Origin of the sequence: Demequina pilifera (assembly GCF_048814985.1) — a bacterium.
GTDB lineage: Bacteria > Actinomycetota > Actinomycetes > Actinomycetales > Demequinaceae > Demequina.
Window position 1 is genome coordinate 105,750 of sequence record NZ_JBMDTW010000003.1, and the last position, 24,016, is coordinate 129,765.

Here is a 24,016-nt window from a genome sequence, read left to right on the forward strand (position 1 = left end):
GGTCAGTACCAGTTACGGGCCTGGGAGTGACCCCAGGCGCCACAGGGGGTGCCGTAGCGGCCGCTGATGTAGTTCAGACCCCAGGTGATCTGGGTCGCGGGGTTGGTGCGCCAGTCGGAGCCGACGGAGGCCATCTTCGAGCCCGGCAGCGACTGCGGGATGCCGTACGCGCTCGACGTGGGGTTCTGCGCCGTGTGGTTCCAGTTGGATTCCTTGGTGAACAGGGCGTTCAGGCAGTTCCACTGCTCGCCCGTCCAGCCGCGCTGAGCGGCGAGCTCGCGTCCCAGCGCCCGGTTGGACCCGGCGTTGGAGACGGACGGCACTGACGCCACTCTCGGCTCCTCCATCGAGCCCACGGCGATGACCTCGTCGACGGGCTCCGCGACGACGACGCGCATGTCCTCGTCGCGCTCGACCTCGACGCCGTCCTTCATGGTCACGGTGTAGCTCACGAGGGCCTTGCCCTCTTGGCCCTCGGTGACGACGTTGGACGTGCCTTCGAGCTCGTTGGGGTCTTCTTCCTCGACCTTGCCGTGCTCGAGAGTCTCCTCTTCGGTGCGGACCACGACCTCGAGGTCGGCGGCCGCGGCCGAGACCGGGGCGACGGACTCGGTGGCGAGGTTCTCGACGGTCTCGCGGGACTCGTCCGCGGCCCAGGCGTTCATGCCGGCCGAGGCGAACGAACCCACGGCGAAGGCGCCGATGGCGAGGGTGGCCGCGGCGCCGTTGAGGCGGCGCATGCGAACGGAGGAGCGCTCGCGGCGGTCGCGGCGTCCGCCCGTGGCGGGCGTCGTGCGTCGGTAGCTCACAGAAAATGGTCCTTTCAAGCGCGCGCGTGGCGTGCGTTACCTGACTGTTATCTCACATGGAAGGGCTCAGACGCCAACCCGATTCTCTCAGACGGGCCCGCACTGATGGCACCAATCACACTTTTACCAGGGACCATACAGCGCGTGCGACGTGTCCCACACTGCGGTGCAGATCTCGCTCACGGGCCGTTCATGCAGCTGCGCGATCGCCCGAGCAGTGTGCGCGGCGAGGGCGGGCGAGTTGGGCGCGCCCCGGTGCGGGTGGGGGGTGAGAAATGGCGCGTCCGTCTCGATGAGCGTCAACGACAGCGGAGTCACCGCCGCTGCGGCGCGCAGCGGGCCCGCGTTCTTGAACGTCACGGTGCCAGCGAAGCTCAGGTACCAGCCACGCTCGGCGCACAGGCGCGCCATCCCGGCGTCGCCCGAGAAGCAGTGGAAGACGGTGACCTCGGGCGCACCGTCCTTCACCAGGACGTCGATGACGTCCCCGTGCGCGTCGCGGTCGTGGATCTGGAGCGGCTTGTTCAGCTCCTTCGCCAGGGCGATGTGGTCGCGGAACGACCGCAGCTGCGCGTCCTGGCCCTCGGGCCCCGTGCGGAAGTAGTCCAGGCCGGTCTCCCCCACCACCCGGATCCGCTCGCCGCGAGCGAGCTGCGCGATCTCGGCAAAGGCCTCGTCGTATGTTCCCTCCGCGGCGAGCACGGCGGCGTCGTTAGGGTGCAGCGCCACCCCGCCGAGCATCTGCGGAAACCTCGTCACCGCATCGGCCGTCCACCGGGCCGAGTCGACATCGCAGCCGATCTGGACCACGCGCGTGACCCCTGCGGCCTCCGCCTCGGCGAGCCGATCCTCGACCGATCGCGGCTCGTCCCCGGCGGGGAAGTCGAGATGGCAGTGATTGTCGACGATGGGCGCGGGCAGCGCCTCAGGAGCCGCCGGCCACGCTCCCGCGCGGGTCACGCGTCGCCGGAGCGCATCCGCTCCAGCTCTGCCTCGACGATGTCGTCGTCGAGCTTGGTGAACACCGGCGCAGGCGCCCCGATGGGCGTGCCCGGCTTCACGATCTTGCGCCCCCACGTGCCCTGCTGCGGCGAGTAGTCGCCCTGAATCACCGGGTAGTGGCGGTCGGGGATGTCCAGATCGTCGACCTCGTTGAGCTGCGGCATGGGCGCGAACACGCCGTCGCCGCCCAGCACCTCGTGCACCTTCTGCGCGCTGTGCGGCAGGAAGGGCGCGAGCATGGTGTTGGCGTCGGAGACGAGCTGGGCGGCGACGCCTAGCACGGTCTTCATGCGCTCGGGGTTCTCGTTCTTGAGCTTCCAGGGCGCGGTCTCCGCCAGGTACCGGTTGGCGTCGCCCACCACCCGCATCGCCTCGTTCGCGCTGGCGCGCTGGCGGTGGCCGCGCATGAGCTCGCCCACCTGGTCGAAGGCCGACTCGGACGCCGCGAGCGCGGCGCGGTCGATGTCCTGCAGGTCGTCGAGCGCGGGGATCTCGCCCACGTTCTTGTGCAGCAGCGAGGCCGTGCGGTTCACGAGGTTGCCCCAACCGGCCACCAGCTCGTCGTTGGTGCGGCGCTTGAACTCGGCCCACGTGAAGTCAGCGTCCGACGTCTCGGGGCCGGCGACGGAGATGAAGTAGCGCAGCGCATCGGGCTGGTAGCGCGACAGCATGTCGCGCACGTAGATCACATGGCCGCGGGACGAGGAGAACTTGTTGGACTCCATGGTGAGGAACTCGCTCGACACCACCTCGGTGGGCAGCTGCAGGTCACCGAACTCGCTGAGCTGACCGCCCTTCGCGCCGCGCCCGTTGGCGGCCAGCAGTTCACCGGGCCAGATCTGCGAGTGGAAGGTGATGTTGTCCTTGCCCATGAAGTAGTAGGACAGCGCCTCGGGGTCGTTCCACCACTGGCGCCACGCGTCGGGTTCGCCCTCGCGGCGGGCCCACTCGATGGACGCGCTGAGGTAGCCGATCACGGCGTCGAACCACACGTACAGACGCTTGTTGGGGTTGCCCTCCCAGCCCTCGAGCGGCACGGGGATGCCCCAGTCGATGTCGCGCGTCATCGCCCGCGGGCGCACGTCCGCCAGCAGGTTCAGCGAGAAGTTCAGCACGTTGGGACGCCAGCCGTGACGGGCGCCCAGCCACTCGGACAGCGGCTGCACCAGCGACGGCAGGTCCAGGAAGAAGTGCTCGGTCTCCACGAACTTGGGCGTCTCGCCGTTGATGCGGCTCACGGGGTTCTTGAGGTCCACGGGGTCGAGCTGGTTGCCGCAGCTGTCGCACTGGTCGCCGCGCGCGCCGTCGTAGCCGCAGATGGGGCACGTGCCCTCGATGTAGCGGTCCGGAAGGGTGCGGCCCGTGGACGGCGAGATGGCGCCGCGGGTGGTCTGCTCGATCATGTAGCCGTTCGAGTGCACGGCCTTGAACATGGCCTGCGCGACCTTGTAGTGGTTGCCGGTGGTGGTGCGGGTGAACAGGTCGTAGCTGAGTCCCAGCGACACCAGGTCCTCGACGATCACGCGGTTGTAGCGGTCCGCGAGCTCCTGCGCGCTCACGCCCTCGCCCTCGGACTGCACCAGGATGGGCGTGCCGTGCTCGTCGGTGCCGGACACCATCAGCACGTCCTCGCCAGCCATGCGCATGTACCGGCTGAACACGTCGGAGGGAACGCCAAAGCCGGCCACGTGGCCGATGTGGCGCGGACCGTTGGCATACGGCCATGCGACTGCGGAGAGGATGTGAGACATGGCGCCCATCCTAGTGACCGCACGGAGGGGCCGATGCGGGGGCTCGGTTCGCGCGCTACTCGTACGTGGGTGCGGCCGGCAGGGAGAAGAACTCCTCCATCGTCGCGACGTCGCGCTCGCGCATTTCCGTCGCGAGCTCGACGCCCACGTAGCGGAGGTGCCACGGCTCGTGCTTGTAGCCCGTGATGTCCTCGGTGCCTGGCGGGTACCGCACCACGAACCCGTACTCGTGGCCGTTCTGCGCGACCCACTGGCCCGCGGGCTCGTCCGCGAAGCACTCTTTGAGTCGGCAGGCGACGCTGCCGTAGACGTCCACGGCCCAGCCCGTCTGGTGCTCGGAGTGGCCCGCGCGTGCGGAGAAGCGGTCGGCGCGCTCGCTGCCCCATCGCGCGGCGTAGTCGGCGAAGATCGACTGCTGGAACCCGTAGGCCCGGTAGCCGGTGCCGACCGCCAGCGGGTGACCGGCCTCGGCCGCGGCCGCCCGCATGTCGGCGAGTGCGCGCGAGGCCTCGGGGACCATCGCCGCGCCGCCCGCCGAGTCGAGTTCGGGCGGCACCCACGTCTCGGGCTCGAGCGGCCGGGACTTGTTCACCACGACCCACGGGGAGGCAGGGTCGTCGAGTGAGTGCAGGTCCATGTCCAGGCCCGGGGCCACGGACACCTTCGGCGTGGGCGCGGCGGCGGCGCCGGCGGGAGCCTCGCGCGCAGCGGTGATGGGGCCGATGGCGGATGGGGCGAGCGCGCCATCGGCGCCGTCTGTGCCGTCGGCCACGTCGACGCGGCCCTGGCCGATCCCTGCCGACCCGTCGGTGGCGGACTGGCGCATGCCCAGGGCGCTCGCGACCGCATCGGTCACGTCCCCGTTGGCGACGCCCACGCCCGTGATGGCCCCGGCGATGACCACCAGCGTCGCGACGATCGCGGTGCGCGCCGGCCGCGGCGACCGCGGCGCGGCCCGCACCGGACGGCGACGGCGCACCGAGCGGTCACGCCCCACGGGCGCCTCCGGAGCGGGCAGCGAGCACCGCTGCATACAGTTCCCGGCGCGGCACGCCGCCCGTCGTGGCGAGGTCCGCGACCGCGTCCTTGGCGCGCTCTCCCGATTCGACCCTCACGAGGGCCTCCGCCACGAGCTCGTCGAGCGAGGCCGCGCGCGCGGGCCGGCCGGCGACCGTGATGACGATCTCCCCGCGCGGGGATTCGGCCTCAGCCCACGCGACCAGGTCGCCGAGCGGTCCACGACGCGTCTCCTCGTAGGTCTTGGTGAGCTCGCGCGACACCGCGGCGGCGCGCTCGGGTCCCCACTGCGCGGCCATGGCCGCGAGCGACTCCTCGAGCCGGTGGGGCGCCTCGAAGAACACCATGGTGCGCTGCTCGGTGGCGAGCCCCGCGAGCGCCCGGGATCGCTCCCCGGCCTTGCGCGGCAGGAACCCCTCGAAGCAGAACCGATCGGTTGGCAGCCCGGACAGCGCGAGTGCGGTGAGCACCGCGCTCGGTCCGGGCAGCACGGTGACCTCGACGCCCGCGGCGGCGGCCGCCTCGACCACCCGGAAGCCGGGGTCCGAGACAGTCGGCATGCCGGCATCGGACACCACCAGCACCAGGCCGCCCTGGCGAGCACGCTCGATGAGCGCCTGCGCGCGGTCCGCCTCGTTGTGGTCGTGCACCGCTACGAGATCGGCGGTCAGGTCGACGCCCAGCCTCCGGGCGAGGTCGCGCAGGCGCCGCGTGTCCTCGGCCGCGATCAGGTCCGCGCCCGCCATCGCGTCGCGAAGGCGGGACGAGGCGTCATCGGAGTTGCCGATGGGCGTCGCCGCGAGCACGATGCGTCCGGTCATGGCTCCAGAATCCCACAGTGCGCTCCCCGCCTCTGCGCTGGGAGCGCGCCCGCGACGCCTGCACGCACGCGGTTCATCTCCGCACCCGCCTCGTCTCTGTGCTCCCGCGCACACCCGCTTAGTCTCTGTGCTCCCACGCACAACTAGGCTGACGCCTGTGATTGTCGAGACCCTGTGGCGCTGGCGCGTCGCGCTCATGGCCGTGGGGGTGGGACTGCTCGCCGCGATGATGCGGTTCGTCGGTCTCGGATACCCCACCACGCTCGTGTTCGACGAGGTGTTCTATGCGCGCGGCGCGTACTCACTGGTGACGCTGGGCTTCGAGGGCGACTGGGGCGGCGACAACCAGGACTTCGCGGCCGGCGACTACTCGGAGCTGTCCACCGAGGGCGACTACGTGGTGCACCCGCTCGTGGGAAAGATGCTGATCGGGCTGGGGATCCAGCTGTTCGGCCCCACCCCGTTCGGGTGGCGCTTCATGGGCGCGCTTCTCGGCACGGTGACCGTGGTCATCGTGGCGCTGCTCGCACGGCACCTGCTGCGCTCGACGGTGTTCGGCGCCGTCGCCGGACTGCTGCTGGCGGTCGAGGGCGTGCACGTGGTGCTGTCGCGATCCGCGCTGCTGGACATCTACCTCACCTTCTTCGTGGTCGCGGGGTTCGCCCTGTTGATCGTGGACCGCGCGCACGCGCGGTCCCGGCTTCTCGCATCGGCCGATGCGCTCCGCACCCAAGCGGGCCTGCCACCGGGCGCGACGCTGCCGGGGCTGGGGCCGCGGACCGGCGTGCGCTGGTGGCGGCTGGCCGCGATCGTGGCGCTGTCGCTGTCGGTGAGCGTCAAGTGGTCGGGCCTGTGGTTCATGGCGATCTTCCTGGTCCTGTCCGTCGTCTGGGACCTCGCGGACCGGCGCGCAGCCGGCGTTGAGCGCTGGTTCGCGGGCGCCTTCGCCCGGGCCGTGCCCGCGTTCCTCGTCACCGTTGCCGTGCTGCCCGCGGTCTACCTCGCGTCGTGGCTGCCGTGGTTCCGCTCCGAGCAGTCGTATGGCCGACGCTGGGCCGAGGACAACCCCGGCGAGGGACTGACGTGGCTGCCGGAGTCCCTGCGCTCCCTGGTGCACTATCACCAGCAGATGTGGGAGTTCCATCGCACTCTCGACGAGCCGCACAACTACGAATCGAATCCGTTGCTATGGCTCGTCCAGTGGCGGCCCACGGCGTTCCACTTCGACGACGCGCCGGAGGCGGCCTGCGGCGCGGAGCGGTGCGTGAGCGCCATCCACTCCCTGGGACACCCGCTGATCTGGTGGGCCGGGGTGGCGGTGCTGCTGTTCGCGCTGTGGCGCGTGCTGAGGCGCCGCGACCTGCTCGCCGCGACGCTCGTGGTCGGGGTGCTCGCCGGGTGGCTGCCGTGGCTGCCGTACTCGCACCGCACGATCTTCACCTTCTACACGGTCGCGATCGCGCCGTTCATGGTGCTGCTGCTGGTCTGGGGGCTATCACGGATTGCGCGGCCGGACCGGCTGGGCTGGTGGCAAGCGGACAGTCCTGGGCAACCTCACGGCACGGGAGAGCCCGACGCGTCACGGGCGATCCGCGGCTCGTGGTCGCGGCGCGGATCCGTGCTGGTCGGCGCGTACGTCGCGGCAGTACTGCTGTTGGCCGGCTACTTCGCGCCGCTGTGGCTGGGCACGCCCATCCCCTTCGAGTACTGGCAGCTGCACATGTGGCTTCCCAGCTGGGTCTGAGGACGCGCCGAGACTGCCGACAACGCAGAACGCCGGCGACCAGCCCCGTCAGGGGCCGATCGCCGGCGTGGTGCGTGGGGGGTGGCTGCCGCTACGCGACGCCGAGGATGTCGACCACGAACACCAGCGTCGAGCCGGCCGGGATGGCCGCCTGCTCCTGGTCGCCATAGCCCAGCTCCGGCGGGATGACCAGCAGCACCTGGCTGCCGACCTGCTGGCCGGCGAGGCCCTGCGTCCAGCCCTCGATGAGCTGGCCCTCGATCAGTCCGAACACGGAGGACTCGCCGCGCTCCCAGGACGAGTCGAACTGCTCGCCGTCCCAGATCCAGCCGGTGTAGTGCGCGATGAGGGAGTCTCCCGACTCGACGGTCTCGCCGTCGCCCTCGATGAGCTGCTGCACCACGAGCTCGTCGGGCATCTCGGCATCGCCGAACTCGACCGACGGTGCGCCGGAGTCGTCCAGGGTGACGGAGGGCAGGCCCTCGGCGGGGTCCACCTCGGTGCCCTCGGCCCGGTCGAGCGGCTCGACGATCTCGGTGATGGTCATCGCCATGAAGATTGCGGCGCCGGGGTTCTCGGGATTCGACTGGTCCAGGGTCCCGAAGATGATGTCGGAGCCGACCGCCGAATTCGAGAGCGCCGTGAAGAGCGCCGGGTCGAGCGAGGTCTCGGACACCAGGATGGACTCGGGCGCCTCTGCCTCATAGGTCGAGTACAACTGCGAACCGTCGGTGCCGGAGGTGATGGTGTAGTCGACGGTCACCAACTGGCCTGCCTCGACCGCGTCGCCGTCACCGTCCTCGACGATGCGGGTGGCGGGTCCGGACAGGGTGGCGGGCGTCTCTCCACCGAGGGTGGGGATGCCGCTTCCATCCTCGTCCCACGTGATTCCTTCGAGCGCCTCGACATCCGCGGCCGCGCCGAACTCGGTGGTCGCTGCAGCACCCGTGGCACTGGGGGAGGCGCTGGGATCGTCCCCTTCCTCGGTCCCGGAGGCGCACCCCGCAAGGACGAGCGCGGACGCTGCGATGGCGGCAATGGGCAGGTGCTTCTTCACGCGGAGGTACTCCTCAACTTGGGGGAAGGTCGGCGCCCGCCACGGTATCCCAAGGGCTGGACGCACAGGGTCAACCCCTGGGACCGGAAAATCGTTCCCGGGCGCCACCCCTCACTCGAGGCCGCGCGGACCGAACAGCCGTGACAGCACGATCGCGGATCGGGTCGAATCGACCTGTGGCGCGAGCCGCACCTGCTCGAGCGCGACCTCGAGCAAAGGTGGACTCTGCGCGCGGATTCGCACGATCGCATCGGCGCTGCCCGTGACCGTGAAGGCCTCGTCCACGTCTGCGATCCCGCTCAGCACGCGGCGCAGTTCGTGGGGCGCGACCGTGCCCCGGCAGAACAGCTCCACGTAGGCCTCGGTGGAGCGGCCGTCGACCTCCGGGTCGACCAGTACAGTGAAGCCCTGGATGACGCCGTCCGCCACCAACCGGTCCATGCGCCGCTTGACCGCCGAGGGCGACAGGCCCACCCGGTCGCCCATCTCGGCGTAACTGGCCCTGGCATCCTCCCTCAACAATGCGAGGATCTTCTTGTCGAGGTCATCGACTGCCACGTGGCCTCCCTGATTCGCTGGATTCGTGCGTATGCACTCGAGAATACGCGTGTCAACTGCGCCTACGTCAATACTTTCGCACGTTCTGATTGACACACTGGACATACCAGGCAGTCGAACGAAGGGGTCGAGGCCACAGGCGCAAAGGGAGGGCGACATGGTGCAGTTCGTAGGAGTTCCGCAGATGCGGGCGTGGGTTTCCGAGGCAGGTCCCGAGAAGATCATCACCGGGCTGACGGAGGCCGTGGAGCAGGATCTGCTGCACTGGCGTCGGTTCGACAAGATCCCCAGGGTCGCGTCGCACTCACCCGTGGGCGTGATCGAGCTGATGCCCACGTCCGACGGCTCGCTGTATGCCTTCAAGTACGTCAACGGCCACCCCTCGAATCCCTCGCGCGGCCTCCAGACGGTCACCGCCTTCGGCATGCTCGCCGACGTGCAGACGGGCTACCCCCTGCTCGTGTCCGAGATGACCGTGCTGACGGCGCTGCGCACGGCTGCGACCTCGGCCGTCGCGGCGCGTGCCCTGGCGCGCAAGGACGCCCGCGTTCACGCCCTGATCGGAGCGGGCAGCCAGTCCGAGTTCCAGGCGATCGCGATTCGCGTGGTGCTGGGCATCAACACGGTGCGCGTCTACGACACCGATCCGGATGCGATGGCCAAGTTCGAACGCAACGCCCGCTCTCTGGGCTTCGACGTTCACCTCGCAAGCTCGGCGGCCGACGCCGTCGACGGCGCGGACATCGTCACCACCTGCACGGCGGACAAGTCCAACGCCCACGTGCTCGAGGCATCCATGATCGCTCCGGGAACTCACATCAACGCAATCGGCGGCGACTGCCCCGGCAAGACCGAGCTCGACGTGGACATCCTGCACGCGGCCGGCGTGATCGCGGTCGAGTTCGAGCCGCAGACCCGCATCGAGGGCGAGATTCAGCAGCTTGCGGCCAACCACCCCGTCACGGCGCTCTGGGACGTTCTCGCCGGTGCGGCCTCGGGCCGCACGGCCGATGCGGACATCACCGTGTTCGACTCCGTGGGCTTTGCGATGGAGGACTTCTCCGCGCTGCGGTTCCTGCGCGACAGCGTCGCGGGCACTCACTGGGTCGAGGAGATCGACATCGTGGCCGAGCCGCAGGACCCGAAGGACCTGTTCTCGCTCGCGATGGCGCCCATCCTCACGCACTAGCGGCGACCTGCCGCTCGCGCGGTCCAGGTCCTCACCGACAGCCGCGAGTTCGTGCGCCTGCGCTCAGCTCAGGCGCACGAACTCGCGCACGTCGTCATTGGGGAGCGAGTCGGCCGTCGCCGTGACCTCCATGGACTCGAGGTTGAGCGGCTCGCCGATCGTCGTGAGGAACGCGGTGTCCGCCGCGTCCCGGCCGGTCGCGATGCGCACCATGCTCTGCCGGGGAGCCAAAGTGGTGGCGTCGACGGCCCACCATTCGCCATCGATGAGCGCCTCGGCAACCGCATGGAAGTCCATCGGCGACAGCCCGGGCGCGTAGACAGACACGAGTCGCGCCGGCACATCCATCGCGCGCAACATCGCGATCACCAGGTGCGCAAAGTCGCGGCACACGCCGCGCCGGGTCATGTAGGTCTCCGCGGCGCCGTCGGTGGGCCGGGATGAGCCCGAGATGTACGCGAGTTCGGTTCCAACCCAGCTCCCCACGTGGGCGAGAAGGTCGAGGCCGGAGCGGCCGCCGGCTTCGGCCACAGCCGTGGGCGTCAGGGTGTCCGACTCGGCGTAGCGGCTGGGGCGCAGGTACTCGATGAGGTCCATGTCGGTCACCGGCGCTGGGCCGGACTGACCCTGGACGGTCGCGCGGTAGTTGACCTCGACGGGACCTTCCTTGACGTCGCACGTGTGCAGGCGCGTGCCACGTGCATCCCGAAGCTCGTTGACCTCGAGTTCGCGCCCGTCCTGGAGCACCACCAACGACTCCTGCGCGCGTTCCCTGTCGGCCACCGCCACGGACAGCACCAGCCGTGCGGGCCCCGAGGCAGACAGGCTCAGGTTGGAGGTCACGTCGCGTCTCATACCGGCATCGTCTCACCTGCGGATGGCGGCGTGCACACGGAGCGGCCAACGGCGCCCCTTGGGACTCGGATACCGCTGGCCCGTCGCACGCGTCAGGGTCGTGAGAGCAGCAGGATTTCGGGTTCTGGCTCTGGACCTGGTTCTGGTTTTGGTTTTGGTTCGGGTGGCGGCTCGGGCTGGGCCTTCGGCGGTGGTGCGCCCGCTGCCCCGGCAGCGTCGAGCTGGTGTCTTTCTTGGTCGGTGATGCCGAATCTGGCTCTGCCGCCCAGTCTCGGTTGTCGCGTGGGGTCGATGGATGCCGGCGGGGTGAACCAGACGTGGTCGTTGTCGGCCTCGATCAGCCATCGGTCTTGTGTGTGCCGGTGGATGGTGTGGTGACAGGCCACGCAGAGCATGACGCCGTTGGACAGGTCCGTTGGGCCGAGGTCCTTGTCCCACCATTTGATGTGGTGGGCCTCACAGTGACTGGGCGGCGCCCCGCACATCGCGCACCCGCCATCGCGCTCGACCAGGGCCACGCATTGGGCGGGGCTGAAGCGTCGCTTCTCACGCCCCACGTCCAACTTCTGGCCGTCACCACCGAGCACGAGGGGCACGTACTCGGCGTCGACCGCCGCCTGGCGTAGCTCAGACACCGGGACCGCGCTCGCAACACCGTCCACCGTTGCCGCCCCGTCGGGATCGAACCCTTTCAACTGGTCCAGGGTCATGCGGACGATCACCTTCGTGGTCGCATGCGCGATGGGAGCCTGGTCGCAGCCCAGCATGTGACGGGCGAACGTGGCGAGGGCGTCGGCTCGGATCTGGCCTGGCAAACGGTTGTCGTCGGCGAGCGGGTCGCCATCGCGACGACTCCTGAGCGTCGCCTTCACTACCGACTCGAGCGCGGCGCGGATCGGTGCCGCTGTGACCGGGTCAAGAATCCCGGAGATCCGCACCGCCCCGTCGGTCTCGTCCTTGATCACCAAGTACCGTGCCTTGACCAACCGCTTCTGCCTCTCCTCAGCATCACGAGAGACCAGCCCGTCACGCCACCGCATCACGACGGGTGCGAACTGCTCAGCACTGAGCCCCGGAGCACGTTCCACGAGCTTTCTTTCGACAAGCGCCAACTGCTCACGAGTCGCGGCATCGGACACGGAGTCCAGCATGCGGGTGATCTGCGCCGCATGATCCACACTGATCCGCCCAGAACTGAGCGCCTCCGCCACGACCGGATACGTCGGCTCCTCCGCCTGCTCCACCTCAACCCCGGCGGTTTCCGCTTCCTTCTCGCGCCGGCTCTGCTCCTCGGCCTCGGCCATGGCGCGTCCGGCACGGATCAACCGGTCCGCCTCACGCCTGGACCCACCCGTCGCCGCAGCGATCTGCTTGGTTGGCTCCGGAAACCCCTGCTTGCGTGCCAACCCGGTGGACCCCAACTCGGGGGCCGACCGCCTCGCGATCTCGGCACACGCCGCAGCCAACAACAGATCCGAGTCCCGCTTCACCTCAGTGGCCCCTGCCTGCACATCCATCAGGGCACGCTCCGATAACGCCCGGGCAGCGTCACCTGCCATCAACTCGCGAGCCGCACCCAACGCCGCTCGCACCTGCGCAAGGGCATCCACCAACCCAGCCGGCGCATCGGCCGACTGCGGTGAAGACTGCCCATTCGAGGTCATAAGGCAAGCCAACCAGGACCCTCTGACATTCCAACATCCCTGGCAGATAACTGTGGACAGATAAAGCACACCCCCACCTGGGGACGATCAGCTCCCCGGCCAACCACCCCTCCCCACAGGCTCGAGCGACCTCATGTACTCGCGGATCATCAACACCCCGGCCACCGCCGCGGCATCCCCGTGCTCAAGCGCGGCGGCGCGCAGGTCACGGGGGTCGATGCCCCAGCTCTCGAGGTCCCCGGAGTGGCCGATCAGCCACCGCTCGATCGCCTCCGGGTCGGCTTCCGGGTGAAACTGCACGGCGAGCGACTTTCCATACGAGAAGGCCTGATGAGCAGTGGTGTCAGTCGACGCGAGGCTGGTCGCCCCCTCGGGAAGCGTCACGATGTCTCGGTGCCAATGAAGGGTCGGCACTCCGTCCAGGTGCCGCAGCGGTGACGCGTGGGCCGCCTCGGCCAGAGAGACCGGCGCGAACCCCACCTCTCGCTCGCCGCGCTCGACTGCCCCGCCGAGCGCGAGCGCCATGATCTGCGCCCCCAGACACACGCCGACGGTGGGGCGGCCCTCGCGCAGCCGAGAGACGACCAAGTCATGCACCTCACTCAGAACCGGGTAGCGTGTCGCGCCACCCGCATCGATCGGTGCACCCAGCACGACGGTGAGGTCGGCATCGGCCGCCGGCGCAAGGTCGTCGACCCCCACGTCGAGGTAGCGCACGGCATACCCGTGCGCCGCAATCTCGGGCTCCCACACGCCGAGGTCCTCGAACGCCACGAACCGAATGACCGCACATCGCATGGCGTCACTGTAACGAGGAGGGCGGCACGGCCGATGCGGGGGCACCCCGCGTCACGACGCGACTCCCCGAGTGGCGGACAATGACCACATGGGACACCGAGCCGACCAGCGATCCGCGCGCGCCACGACCGCGCGCCTTCGACGGGCGCCCGCACGGTGAACGACCGGCCACCCTTCCTGTACCGCAGCGGCACGACCCGGGTCGACGAGCGGTACCGCCATGGACCGCTCACCTTTCGCGTCCTCGCCGATGCGGCTCGCCGGCCAGCGCCAGCGCCCGTCTTCGTGCTGGTCCATGGCATCGGGATGTCGCATCGCTATCTGTCCCGGTTGCATGCGGCCCTCGCGGACAAGGGCCCCACGTTCTCGATCGACATGCCCGGCTATGCGGGCCTTCCCAAGCCTGCGGAGAACGTGGACGTGGAGACCATGGCTCGCGGACTCGCGGGAGCGATCGAATCCCTCGACGTCGGCCCCGTCGTGCTGATCGGCCATTCCATGGGCGCCCAGTGGACCACCGCGGTGGCGACCGAGAACCCCGAGCTCGTCGAACGAGTGGTCCTCATGGGACCGGTCGCCGACTCGGCGCATCGGTCTCTGCCTGCCCAGGCCGCGGGTCTCGCTCGCGACAGCCTCGGAGAGTCACCGGGCACCAACGCGATCGTCGTGACGGACTACCTTCGCTGCGGCATGCCGTGGTTCCTCGCTCAGGCTCAACGGATGCGCGACTATCCGATTGAGGAAGAGGTCTCGCGGCTGCAGGTGCCGACGCTCATCCTCAGGGGAGGCCGCGACCCCATCGCGGGCGCCGACTGGTGCCGCCTTTTGCGCCACCGCGCTCCCCTCGGGAGCCTCGTGGAGATCCCGGGCCACCGCCATGTGGTGCAGCACTCCGCATCACGGCTCGTCGCCTCCGCCATCGGGGCCTTCGCCCTCGACTCCGCGGCCGAGAACGGCCAGGCCCCATGAGAGACCTCGTCCGGTTTGGCATGTGGTGGGCGCTCGACTACGGCTATGCCGTCGTGTGGCAGGCGCGGTCGTTCTTCAGCCGGGCGCGCTCGGACTCGTACCTCTCGGGCTCCCGCAGGCCGGTGGTGATCCTGCCCGGCATCTACGAGACCTGGAAGTTCATGCGGCCCTTGATCGAGCAGCTGCACGCGCAAGGTCACCCCGTGCACGTGGTGGCCGATCTCCGGCGCAACCATGCGCCGGTGCCTGACGTGGCCGAGCACGTGGCCGCCTATCTCGAGGCCAATGATCTCGACGACGTGATCGTCGTCGCGCACAGCAAGGGCGGTCTCGCGGGCAAGCTGGTCATGACCGGCCCGGCCGGCGACCGGATCCGCGGCATGCTCGCCATCGCCGTGCCATTCGGCGGGTCTCGCTACGCGCGCCTCATGCCGCTGCGTTCCCTACGGGCCTTCTCCTCGCGCGATCCGTCGATCGTGAACCTCGCGCAGCACGCGAGCGTGAACGCCCGGATCGTCTCGGTGTACGCGCGATTCGACCCCCACATCCCTGGAGGAAGCGAGCTTCCCGGAGCGACGAACGCGCTGCTCGACACCGGCGGCCACTTTCGGATCCTCGGACACCCCGCTGTGCTCGCGAAGCTCGCGACCTTCACGAGCTGACGCACGGCCGCCGAGTCCCGGCATCGAGCGGGCTAGTGAGGGGCCTCCGGCCCCCACGTGTGGATCCGCTCGCCCTCCTCGTTGAAGATGCTCAGGACTCGCACGGGCTCCTGGCCGGCCGCCATCATCGCGTGCGGCACGCGCGTGTCGAACTCCGCCGCCTCTCCCGGCTCGAGCACCAGGTCCTGCTCCCCCAGCAGCAGCCGCAGGCGCCCGCTCAACACGTACAGCCACTCGTGGCCGTCATGGACTCGCAGCGCGGGCACCGCCGTGACGGGCGCGTACGTGATCCCATACGCGCGCATGGAGGACGACTCGGGTGCGAGCGGCACCATCACGTGCCCGTCGCGCCGTATCGCCGGCCGGCGCACGCGCGGATCACGGTCCGCCGGCGGCAGCAGGTCGTCGACCCGAATCCCCAACTGGCGCGTCAGCGGCACCAGCAGCTCCAGCGTCGCCTGACGCTTGCCCGACTCGAGCCGCGACAGCGTGCTCGCCGAGACTGACGCCCGTACGGCCAGGTCCTGGAGCGTCCACCCGCGCGCCTGACGCGCGGCGCGCAGTCGCGGCCCCACCTGTGCCAACTCATCCATGCCCACACTCTTGCATGTTCCGCAAACGCGCTTGCACTTCGGCGCTACGGCAGCGACGCTCAGATCATGACTTCACCCACGCCTTGGGACGCCATCGTGATCGGGGGCGGCGCCGCGGGTCTCAGCGCCGCCCAGATGCTCGGCCGGTCCCGCCGCCGCACGCTCGTGATCGATGCCGGCCGGCCCCGCAATAGATTCGCCTCCCACATGCACGGGATCCTCGGCCACGACGGCCTCGATCCCGCCGAGCTGCTCGCCAAGGGCCGCCAGGAACTCGAACGGTACGGCGTCGAGGTGCGGGCCGGCTCGGTCGCGACCGTCAAGGACGAGGGCGAGATCATCGCCGTCACCATGGATGGCGGCACAGAAAACGGCACCGTCGAGAACACCCGAGCGATCGTGCTCGCCACCGGGATCACCGACGTCCTCCCCGACGTCCCGGGCCTCGCCGAGCGCTGGGGCACGAGCGTGATCCACTGCCCGTACTGCCACGGCTGGGAGGTACGCGACACCCGCATCGGCGTCCTGGTCGCCCACGCGGGCCAGGTCCACCTCGCATACATCGTGCGGCAGCTGAGCGACTCGGTGACCGTGTTCGCGCAGGATCCGGAGCTGGTCGACCTCTCCGAGCGCGCCCGGCTCGCCTCCCGCGGCATCCGAGTCATCGACTCCGCGGTGACCGGCCTGCACGGGACCAGCGACCATGCCGACCTCACCCACGTCAGCACGGCGGACGGCGCCACCCACCCGATCGACGCCCTGTTCGCCGCCGGCCTCCCACATCCTCACGATCACTTCCTCAACCCCCTGGGCCTCGCGCGCTCGGACGGCCCGGGCACGAGCGTGATCGCCACCGAGCCCGACGGCGCCACCAGTCATCCGCGGGTCTGGGCCGCCGGCAACGTGGTCAACCCGATGGAGAGCGTCCCCATGGCCGCGAGCGCCGGGGCGGTGGCGGGCGCGCGCGTGAACGCGTTCCTGGTCGACGAGGACTTCGAGCGCGCCGCAGCCGCGCAGCACACGGATCCCGCCTCGTTCTGGGAGGGCCGCTACGCCGACTCCGAGCGATCCTGGTCTGGCCGCGTGAACCCGACCCTCGCATCGGCCGTCGAGGGACTCACCCCTGGCCGAGCCCTCGACCTCGGCTGCGGCGAGGGGGCCGACGCGATCTGGCTCTCCCAGCAGGGTTGGCAGGCGCTCGGCCTGGACATCTCTGGTACCGCGGTCGCGCGCGCTCGCGCGGCGGCGGCCGATGCGGGGGCCCAGGCGGCCTTCCAGGTCGCCGACCTCGCGACGTGGCAGCCGGCGGACGGCTTCGACCTGGTGACCGCGTCGTTCCTCCACTCCCCTGTGGACCTGCCGCGCACCGAGGTGCTCGCCCGCGCATCGGCCGCGGTGAAGCCCGGCGGCCACCTGCTGCTCGTGACGCACGTCGCGCCCCCGCCATGGGCGGACCCGGAGGATTCGCACCACCACGCGTTCCTGTCGGCGCGGCAGGAGGCCGATGCGCTCGGCCTGGATGCGAGCGAATGGGAAGAGGTGCGGGTCGAGCACGTGGAGCGCGAGGCGAGCGGTCCCGATGGCCAACCCGGCCGCCTCACCGACGGCGTGGTGCTGCTGCGCCGCCGGTGACGACGAGCGGACTATCGCGCGAGCGTCAGGATCTCCGCGCCGTCCTCGGTGATCGCGATGGTGTGCTCGGTGTGCGCGGTCATGCACCCGGTCGAGCTCCGCAGCGTCCAGCCGTCGTCGTCGACCACCAGGTCGGCGGTGTCGGCCATCACCCACGGCTCCAGGGCGAGCATCAGCCCGGGCCGCAGCTTGTAGCCGCGCCCCGGCCGGCCAGTATTCGGCACGTGCGGGTCCTGGTGCATGGTCGAGCCGATGCCGTGGCCCCCGAAGTCGGTGTTGATGGGGTACCCGGCCTCGCTCAGCACCGTGCCGATCGCGTGCGACAGATCGCCGATGCGCGCGCCCGGGCGGGCGGCCCCGATCCCCGCGGCCAGCGCGCGGCGGGTGGTCTCGATCATCGCGAGGGTCTCGGGGGGCTGGGTCTCGCCCACGACGAAGCTGATCGCGGCGTCGGCCGCCACCCCGCGCAGCAGCACGGCCAGATCCAGGGTCACCTTGTCGCCGTCCGCGAGCGCGTAGTCGCGCGGCCGGGCGTGCAGCACAGCGTCGTTGACACCGGTGCAGATGTAGTGCCCGAAAGGGCCGTTGCCGAACGACGGCGCGTAGTCGACGTAGCACGACGAGGCCCCGGCCTCCGCGATCATCTGCTTGGCCCAGAGGTCGATGTCCAGCAGGTTCGTGCCCACCGTGGCGCGCTCGCGCAGCGCCTCGAGGATGCCGCCCACCAGCGCACCGGTGTCGCGGGCGCGAGCGATCTCCGCGGCGCTCAGGATCTCGATCACGACGTGCCGCTCAGTTGGGGTGGTACGGAGATACCACGATGTCCACGCGCTGGAACTCCTTGAGATCCGAGTAGCCCGTGGTCGCCATCGAGCGGCGCAGCGCGCCCATGATGTTGGTGGTGCCGTCGGCGCGGTGGCCGGGGCCGTTGAGGATCTCCTCGAGGGTCCCCGCCGTTCCCACCTCCACGCGCTCTCCGCGCGGCAGCTCGTCGTGGTACGCCTCCTGGCCCCAGTGGAAGCCGCCGCCGGGGGCATCGGAGGAGCGAGCGAGCGCCGCCCCGATCATGACCGCATCGGCCCCGCACGCGAACGCCTTGACCAGGTCGCCGGAGCGGCCGAGCCCACCGTCCGCGATGACGTGCACGTAGCGCCCGCCGGATTCGTCCAGGTAGTCCCTCCGCGCCGCCGCCACGTCGGACACCGCGGTCGCGAGCGGCGCGTGGATGCCCAGCGTGGTGCGCGTGCGCTGCGCCGATCCGCCCCCGAAGCCCGCGAGCACGCCAGCCGCCCCAGTGCGCATGAGGTGCAGCGCCGCCTGGTAGGTCGCCGCGCCGCCCACGATGACCGGCACGTCGAGGTCGTAGATGAACTTCTTGAGGTTGAGCGGCTCCGACTCGGCGGAGACGTGCTCGGCGCTCACCGTGGTGCCGCGGATCACGAACAGGTCCACCCCGGCCTTCAGGACCGTCTCGTAGTGCTCCTGCGTGCGCTGCGGGCTGAGCGCGCCCGCCACGGGAACGCCAGCCGCCCGGATCTCCTGCAGCCGTGCGGTGATCAGCTCGTCCTTGATGGGCTCGCTGTAGATCTCCTGCAGGCGCGCGGTGGCCTGGTCGGCGTCGAAGCCCGCGATCTGCTGCAGCAGCCCGGTCGGGTCCTCGTAGCGCGTCCACAGCCCCTCGAGATCGATCACGCCCAGTCCACCCAGGCGGCCCAGCTCGATCGCGGTCGCCGGGCTCATCACTGAGTCCATGGGCGCCGCGAGCACGGGGATGTCGAACTGGAACGCGTCAATCTGCCAGCTCAGACTCACCTGCCTGGGGTCGCGCGTGCGCCGCGATGGCACCACCGCGACGTCGTCGAAGGAGTACGCGCGGCGTCCACGCTTGCCGCGTCCGATCTCGATCTCGTTGCTCACCGGACCAGCCTATCCGGCCCGCCGTGTCAGTCGAGCGTGGGAGAGTGTGGGCATGAGCTGGCTAGACGCGACCATGGTGGGATTCGACACCGAGACCACCGGAGTCTCGACCGAGCGCGACCGGATCGTCTCCGCCGCGATCATCACGCGCACCGGCGACGAGGTCAGCGCACGGGACTGGCTCATCGACCCGGGCATCGAGATCCCCGCGCGGGCCACCGAGGTCCACGGCATCACCACCGAGCGCGCGCGCTCGGAAGGCGTCCAGCCGGCCGATGCGCTCGAGGAGATCGCGTCCATCCTCGCCCAGGCGCTGGTCGCCCGGGTGCCCGTGGTGGGCTTCAACGTCCAGTACGACCTGTCGATCCTCGAGGCCGAGCTGGCGCGCCACTCCCTGCCGTCGCTGGCGTCGCGCGTGCCGGCCGGGGTGCGGCCCATCGTCGATCCGTACGTGCTCGACCGCCACCTGGACCGCTACCGCAAGGGCAAGCGCAAGCTGATCGACCTGTGCACGCTGTATGCCGTGCCGGTCGTGGCCGACGACCTGCACGCCGCGGACGCGGATGTGCTCGCCACCCTCGATCTCGTGCACGCGCTCGCCGCGGCATACCCGACCATCCGCGAGGTCGATCTCGACGCGCTGCACGATCAGCAGCAGGCCGCGCACCGTGACTGGGCGGTCGGGTTCGCCGCGTGGCTCAAGTCCCGCGGCCGCACCGATGACCTCCCCCGGCCCGAGTGGCCCATCGCGCCGCCGGCCACCGCCGCGGGCGACGCACCCGGGTCCGGTGCCCCCGCATCGGCCGCCGCGCCGGCGAACGGTGCGCAGACGGGATCCGACTCGCTGTTCTAGCCGTGGCACGGCCTGATGGCGCTTCCCGGGATAGCGTGGGAGTCAAGCCTCAGGAGGTGGCAATGACGCCCACGGACATCACGCACGGCCCGCTCGAGGACGCGAAGGCGCAGCTCGCCGAGGCCGTCGAGCACCTGGGTTGCAACCCCGGAGTCCACCGCATGCTCTCCACGAGCCGGCGGGAGATGGCGGTCTCGATACCGCTGCGGCGCGACGACGGGACCACCGCCGTCTACGAGGGGTTCCGGGTCCAGCACAACTTCTCGCGAGGGCCCGCCAAGGGTGGTCTGCGCTTCTCTACCGCGGTCGACCTCGACGAGGTCCGCGCGCTTGCGATGTGGATGACGTGGAAGTGCGCCCTGGTGGACCTCCCCTACGGAGGCGCGAAGGGCGGCGTCGCGATCGAGCCGCGCGACCACTCGCGGTCCGAGCTCGAGCGCGTCACGCGGCGCTACACGTCGGAGATCCTGCCCATCATCGGCCCGGAGATCGACATCCCCGCTCCGGACATCGGCACCGACGAGCGGACCATGGCGTGGATCATGGACACCTACTCCGCCTCGGTGGGTCACACAGTGCCCGGAGTCGTGACCGGCAAGCCGATCAGCCTGGGCGGCTCGCTCGGGCGCGCGACCGCCACCTCGCGCGGGGTGGCGCACATCGCGCTCATGGCCATGGCCCTGCGCGGAATCGACCCCGAAGGCGCCACCGCTGCGATCCAGGGCTTCGGCAAGGTGGGCCGCGGGGCGGCACGGTTCCTCGCGGATGCCGGCGTCCGCGTCCAGGCCGTCAGCGATGTCGACGGCGCCGTGTGGGCGGAGGAGGGGCTGGACATCCAGCGACTCGGAGCCCACTCGGACCAGACGGGAAGCGTGGGCGGCTTCGAGGGTGGCGAGCAGATCGACCCCACGACGCTGGTGACGCTCGATGTCGACCTGGTGGTGCCCGCCGCGGTCGAGGGCGTCATCACGGAGGCCAACGCGGACAAGGTGCGTGCCAGGATCATCGTGGAGGGCGCGAACGGCCCCACGACCGCAGGTGCGGATGCGATCCTGGCCGACACCGATGTGCTGGTCGTGCCCGACATCCTCTCGAACGCGGGCGGCGTGATCGTCTCCTACTTCGAGTGGGCGCAGGCGAACCAGGCCTACCAATGGACTGAGCGCCAGGTGAAGGACCGGCTCGAAGAGCGGCTCACGCGGGCGTGGCACGCGGTGGTCGAGTACTCCGGCGTGCACCGGATGTCGTATCGCCAGGCCGCGACCGCACTGGCGGTGGGGCGGGTGATCGAGGCGCACGAGCTGCGCGGCCTCTACCCCTGAGTCCTGCGGGCTCCTCTGCGCCCTGTGAGGTGCCCAGTGCCCGTTTCGACGCTCAGTGGGCACTCAGCGCCTCACAGGAGCCTGCGGCCGGCGCGCGGCGAGCCGGCGTGCGGCAGGGCGGCGAATGTGACCGGTCAGGAGACCAGCACGCGCCACAGCATGGTCAGCGACACCAGGACGATCAGCACCCGCAGCACCATCGGGTGGACCCGCAGCAGGATGTGCGACCCGATGTACGCGCCGATCAGCTGCCCGACGATCATCACCCCGCCCACCAGCCACAGCACCTGGCCCGCGAAGATGAACACGATCAGGGACGCCACGTTGGTCGCGAAGTTCAGGGTCTTGGCGATCGCGGTCGACCGCCGCAGCGGCAGCGCGCGCAGCGCCACCCCGGACAGCGCGTAAAGCGAACCGGTGCCCGGCCCGAAGGCCCCGTCATAGGCGCCGATCGCCGGCACGACCGTCGCATCGTGGATCGCGGCGCTCATGCGCGGCTCGGGCGGCGGCTGGTGCGACCGCGGCACGAACAGGAAGTACGCCGCGACGAGTCCCAGCACCACGATGATGATGACCTCCAGCGAGGTCACCGGCACGAACAGGATGCCGATCGTCCCAGCCACGGATCCGACGAAGGCCCACAGCATGGGCCAGCGCACGTCCGCCCAGCGCACGCCGTGGCGACGGATGACCTGGTAGGTGGCCATTCCCGTGCCGGCCGGCGCCTGCAGCTTGTTGGTGCCGAGGGCCTGCAGCGGAGGCACGCCCGCGAGCAGCAGCGCGGGGACGGTGATCAGCCCTCCCCCACCAGCGAGGGTGTCCAACAGGCCGGCGACCAGCGCGACCACCGCGAGGACTGCGAGCGCCTGCCAGGTGAAGTCCACCCGCTAGCGCCTCAACACTATGCGCGGCCCTGGTAGTTGGGGGCCGCGACGGTCATCTGGATGTCGTGAGGGTGCGATTCCTTGAGTCCGGCGGGAGTCACGCGCACGAACTTGCCACGCTCGCGCAGCTCGTCGACGCTGCGCGCGCCCACATAGAACATGGACTGGCCCAGCCCGCCCACGAGCTGGCGCGCGACGTCGCCCAGGTTTCCCTTGAACGGCACGCGGCCCTCGATGCCCTCGGGGATCAGATCGTCGTCGCTCGGGGCGTCCGACTGGAAGTAGCGGTCCTTCGAGTACGACTTGCGCCCGCGCGAGGCCATGGCGCCCATCGAGCCCATGCCGCGATAGCTCTTGTACTGCTTGCCGTTCACGAGCACCAGGTCGCCCGGCGCCTCGGCGCAGCCGGCGAACAGCGAGCCGAGCATCACGGACTCGGCGCCGGCCACGAGGGCCTTGGCGATGTCTCCCGAGTACTGCAGTCCACCGTCGGCGATCACGGGCACCCCGGCGGGGCCGGCGGCCTTGTAGGCCTCGTACACCGCGGTGACCTGGGGCACTCCCACTCCCGCGACCACGCGGGTGGTGCAGATCGAGCCGGGACCCACGCCCACCTTCACGGCGTCCACGCCCGCGTCGACCAGCGCCTGCGCGCCCTCGCGGGTGGCGACGTTGCCGCCGATCACCTGCACGTGCGCGGTGGCGGGATCCGACTTCAGCCGGGCGATCATGTCGATCATCGCCTGCGCGTGGCCGTGTGCGGTGTCCACCACGAGCGCATCCACGCCGACCTCGACCAGAGCGAGCGCGCGCTCCCAGGCGTCGCCGAAGAACCCCACGGCCGCGGCCACCCGCAGCCGGCCGTGCGCGTCCTTGGTGGCGTTGGGGTAGCGCTCGGTCTTGACGAAGTCCTTGACCGTGATGAGTCCGGTGAGGCGGCCCGCGTCGTCGACGAGCGGCAGCTTCTCGATCTTGTGCTCGCCCAGCAGGTGGGCGGCCTCGTCGTTGCTCATCCCCTGCCGCCCGGTGACCAGCGGCATGGGCGTCATGGCCTCGCGCACCTTGCGGGACTCGAACTCACTCGGGCTCACGAACCGCAGGTCGCGGTTCGTGATGATGCCCAGCAGCGTGCGGTCCTCGTCCACGACGGGCAGTCCGGACACGCGGTACTTCCCGCACAGCGCGTCGAGTTCGGCCAGCGTCGCCTCTGGCCCGACGGTGACGGGGTCCAGGATCATCCCGGACTCGGATCGCTTGACGATCTCGACCTGGTGCGCCTGGTCCGCGATCGACAGGTTGCGGTGCAGCACGCCGATCCCGCCGTGCCTCGCCATCGCGATCGCCATCGGCGCCTCGGTGACGGTGTCCATCGCCGCGCTCAGCAGCGGCAGCTGGATCCGGATGTCGCGCGTCAGGCGCGTCGACGTGTTCACCTCGGAGGGGATGACGTCGCTCTGCCCCGGGAGCAGCAGCACGTCGTCGTAGGTGAGTCCGGTGAATGCAAAGGGGTCGTGATCAGCGCTCGCCATGGGCAAAGTCTACGGCTCGGCTCACCGGTCCGTGCACGCAGTCCTTCCCGACCCTGCGAACGTCCGATGCTCGGCAAGAGGGGGTAGCCAAGAGGCCTCGCGAGGGGTATGAATGGAGGTAACTGGCGCATCGTTATCGGTTTGTTATCGGGTCTTGACGTTTCCGATTCGTCCGGATTACGGTAATTGCACCAGTCGCATCCGGCTCAATGTCGAGCCGGGGTGAAGACACGACCCGAGGTAGGAGCCCCATGGACACCGTCGCAAAACTGCCGGCACCGACTCAGGACCAATGGGAGTGGCAATACGAGGGCGCATGCCGCGATGCCGACACCGACCTGTTCTTCCATCCCGAGGGCGAGCGCGGGGGGGGGGGGGGGGGGGGGGGGG

General features: G+C 70.1%; 22 protein-coding genes. 7 read left to right on the top strand and 15 right to left on the bottom strand.

All coding sequences use genetic code 11. The features are described 5' to 3' along the window. Window positions 1-2 precede the first annotated feature (2 nt). The 5 genes from ACNI14_RS05675 to rsmI all read right to left on the bottom strand — a co-directional run bounded on the left by ACNI14_RS05675 (window position 3) and on the right by rsmI (window position 5,400). Window positions 3-809, bottom strand: coding sequence for an aggregation-promoting factor C-terminal-like domain-containing protein (locus ACNI14_RS05675; RefSeq protein ID WP_420518991.1), 807 nt, complete (start codon window positions 807-809; stop codon window positions 3-5). Between the two features lie 123 nt (window positions 810-932). Then, window positions 933-1,769, bottom strand: a complete 837-nt coding sequence (locus ACNI14_RS05680; protein WP_420518992.1) for a TatD family hydrolase — start codon at window positions 1,767-1,769, stop codon at window positions 933-935. After that, window positions 1,766-3,562 carry a methionine--tRNA ligase gene (metG, locus tag ACNI14_RS05685; RefSeq protein WP_420518993.1) on the bottom strand — a complete coding sequence of 599 codons (1,797 nt, stop codon included), beginning with the start codon at window positions 3,560-3,562 and terminating at the stop codon, window positions 1,766-1,768. Before metG ends, ACNI14_RS05680 begins: the two co-directional genes overlap by 4 nt. A 55-nt stretch (window positions 3,563-3,617) precedes the next feature. After that, window positions 3,618-4,559: a M15 family metallopeptidase gene (locus ACNI14_RS05690; RefSeq protein WP_420518994.1), complete on the bottom strand. Its 942-nt coding sequence runs from the start codon at window positions 4,557-4,559 to the stop codon at window positions 3,618-3,620. Then, complete coding sequence (rsmI, locus tag ACNI14_RS05695; RefSeq protein ID WP_420518995.1) at window positions 4,549-5,400, bottom strand: 16S rRNA (cytidine(1402)-2'-O)-methyltransferase; 852 nt, start codon at window positions 5,398-5,400, stop codon at window positions 4,549-4,551. The genes ACNI14_RS05690 and rsmI overlap by 11 nt, the downstream gene beginning before the upstream one ends. A gap of 157 nt (window positions 5,401-5,557) precedes the next feature. Between rsmI and ACNI14_RS05700 the strand changes: the two genes are divergently transcribed. After that, entirely contained in the window at window positions 5,558-7,144 is a 1,587-nt protein-coding gene (locus ACNI14_RS05700) for a dolichyl-phosphate-mannose--protein mannosyltransferase (protein WP_420518996.1), read from the top strand. Window positions 7,145-7,235: 91 nt separating this feature from the next. Here ACNI14_RS05700 and ACNI14_RS05705 read toward each other — a convergent pair whose 3' ends face one another. Beyond that, entirely contained in the window at window positions 7,236-8,201 is a 966-nt protein-coding gene (locus tag ACNI14_RS05705; RefSeq protein ID WP_420518997.1) for an FKBP-type peptidyl-prolyl cis-trans isomerase, read from the bottom strand. A 111-nt stretch (window positions 8,202-8,312) separates the two neighbouring features. Beyond that, window positions 8,313-8,759 carry an Lrp/AsnC family transcriptional regulator gene (locus tag ACNI14_RS05710; RefSeq protein ID WP_420518998.1) on the bottom strand — a complete coding sequence of 149 codons (447 nt, stop codon included), beginning with the start codon at window positions 8,757-8,759 and terminating at the stop codon, window positions 8,313-8,315. Between the two features lie 157 nt (window positions 8,760-8,916). Here ACNI14_RS05710 and ocd point away from each other — a divergent pair, with 157 nt between their 5' ends. Beyond that, entirely contained in the window at window positions 8,917-9,948 is a 1,032-nt protein-coding gene (ocd, locus tag ACNI14_RS05715; RefSeq protein WP_420518999.1) for an ornithine cyclodeaminase, read from the top strand. Window positions 9,949-10,011: 63 nt separating this feature from the next. On the opposite strand, the gene ACNI14_RS05720 is transcribed toward ocd, so the two are convergent. The 3 genes from ACNI14_RS05720 to ACNI14_RS05730 all read right to left on the bottom strand — a co-directional run bounded on the left by ACNI14_RS05720 (window position 10,012) and on the right by ACNI14_RS05730 (window position 13,265). Then, window positions 10,012-10,803: a transglutaminase-like domain-containing protein gene (locus tag ACNI14_RS05720; protein WP_420519000.1), complete on the bottom strand. Its 792-nt coding sequence runs from the start codon at window positions 10,801-10,803 to the stop codon at window positions 10,012-10,014. 92 nt (window positions 10,804-10,895) lie between these two features. Then, complete coding sequence (locus ACNI14_RS05725; RefSeq protein ID WP_420519001.1) at window positions 10,896-12,536, bottom strand: HNH endonuclease signature motif containing protein; 1,641 nt, start codon at window positions 12,534-12,536, stop codon at window positions 10,896-10,898. A gap of 18 nt (window positions 12,537-12,554) precedes the next feature. Further along, window positions 12,555-13,265, bottom strand: a complete 711-nt coding sequence (locus ACNI14_RS05730) for a glutamine amidotransferase (protein ID WP_420519002.1) — start codon at window positions 13,263-13,265, stop codon at window positions 12,555-12,557. A gap of 156 nt (window positions 13,266-13,421) precedes the next feature. Here ACNI14_RS05730 and ACNI14_RS05735 point away from each other — a divergent pair, with 156 nt between their 5' ends. Together ACNI14_RS05735 and ACNI14_RS05740 are read left to right on the top strand one after the other, a co-directional pair. Then, window positions 13,422-14,234, top strand: coding sequence for an alpha/beta fold hydrolase (locus tag ACNI14_RS05735; RefSeq protein WP_420519003.1), 813 nt, complete (start codon window positions 13,422-13,424; stop codon window positions 14,232-14,234). Further along, the gene (locus ACNI14_RS05740; RefSeq protein ID WP_420519004.1) at window positions 14,231-14,896 is read left to right on the top strand and encodes an esterase/lipase family protein; all 666 of its coding nucleotides are present in this window, start codon (window positions 14,231-14,233) and stop codon (window positions 14,894-14,896) included. Before ACNI14_RS05735 ends, ACNI14_RS05740 begins: the two co-directional genes overlap by 4 nt. 32 nt (window positions 14,897-14,928) lie before the next feature. On the opposite strand, the gene ACNI14_RS05745 is transcribed toward ACNI14_RS05740, so the two are convergent. Beyond that, window positions 14,929-15,489, bottom strand: coding sequence for a helix-turn-helix domain-containing protein (locus ACNI14_RS05745; RefSeq protein ID WP_420519005.1), 561 nt, complete (start codon window positions 15,487-15,489; stop codon window positions 14,929-14,931). Window positions 15,490-15,555: 66 nt separating this feature from the next. Between ACNI14_RS05745 and ACNI14_RS05750 the strand changes: the two genes are divergently transcribed. Continuing rightward, window positions 15,556-17,121 (top strand): FAD-dependent oxidoreductase, encoded by a 1,566-nt coding sequence (locus ACNI14_RS05750; protein WP_420519006.1) that lies wholly within the window; start codon window positions 15,556-15,558, stop codon window positions 17,119-17,121. Between the two features lie 11 nt (window positions 17,122-17,132). Here the strand turns inward: ACNI14_RS05750 and map are convergent, their stop codons facing one another. Both map and ACNI14_RS05760 read right to left on the bottom strand, forming a co-directional pair. Then, window positions 17,133-17,903, bottom strand: a complete 771-nt coding sequence (map, locus tag ACNI14_RS05755; RefSeq protein WP_420519007.1) for a type I methionyl aminopeptidase — start codon at window positions 17,901-17,903, stop codon at window positions 17,133-17,135. 10 nt (window positions 17,904-17,913) lie between these two features. Further along, window positions 17,914-19,038: a GuaB3 family IMP dehydrogenase-related protein gene (locus tag ACNI14_RS05760; RefSeq protein WP_420519008.1), complete on the bottom strand. Its 1,125-nt coding sequence runs from the start codon at window positions 19,036-19,038 to the stop codon at window positions 17,914-17,916. A gap of 52 nt (window positions 19,039-19,090) precedes the next feature. Between ACNI14_RS05760 and ACNI14_RS05765 the strand changes: the two genes are divergently transcribed. Then, on the top strand, window positions 19,091-19,891 hold the full coding sequence (locus ACNI14_RS05765; protein WP_420519009.1) for an exonuclease domain-containing protein: 801 nt from the start codon (window positions 19,091-19,093) through the stop codon (window positions 19,889-19,891). A 62-nt stretch (window positions 19,892-19,953) separates the two neighbouring features. Beyond that, on the top strand, window positions 19,954-21,213 hold the full coding sequence (locus ACNI14_RS05770) for a Glu/Leu/Phe/Val family dehydrogenase (protein WP_420519010.1): 1,260 nt from the start codon (window positions 19,954-19,956) through the stop codon (window positions 21,211-21,213). A gap of 134 nt (window positions 21,214-21,347) precedes the next feature. Here ACNI14_RS05770 and ACNI14_RS05775 read toward each other — a convergent pair whose 3' ends face one another. Continuing rightward, on the bottom strand, window positions 21,348-22,097 hold the full coding sequence (locus tag ACNI14_RS05775; RefSeq protein ID WP_420519011.1) for a TSUP family transporter: 750 nt from the start codon (window positions 22,095-22,097) through the stop codon (window positions 21,348-21,350). 17 nt (window positions 22,098-22,114) lie between these two features. Next, entirely contained in the window at window positions 22,115-23,626 is a 1,512-nt protein-coding gene (gene guaB / locus ACNI14_RS05780) for an IMP dehydrogenase (protein WP_420519012.1), read from the bottom strand. Between the last annotated feature and the right edge of the window lie 390 nt (window positions 23,627-24,016).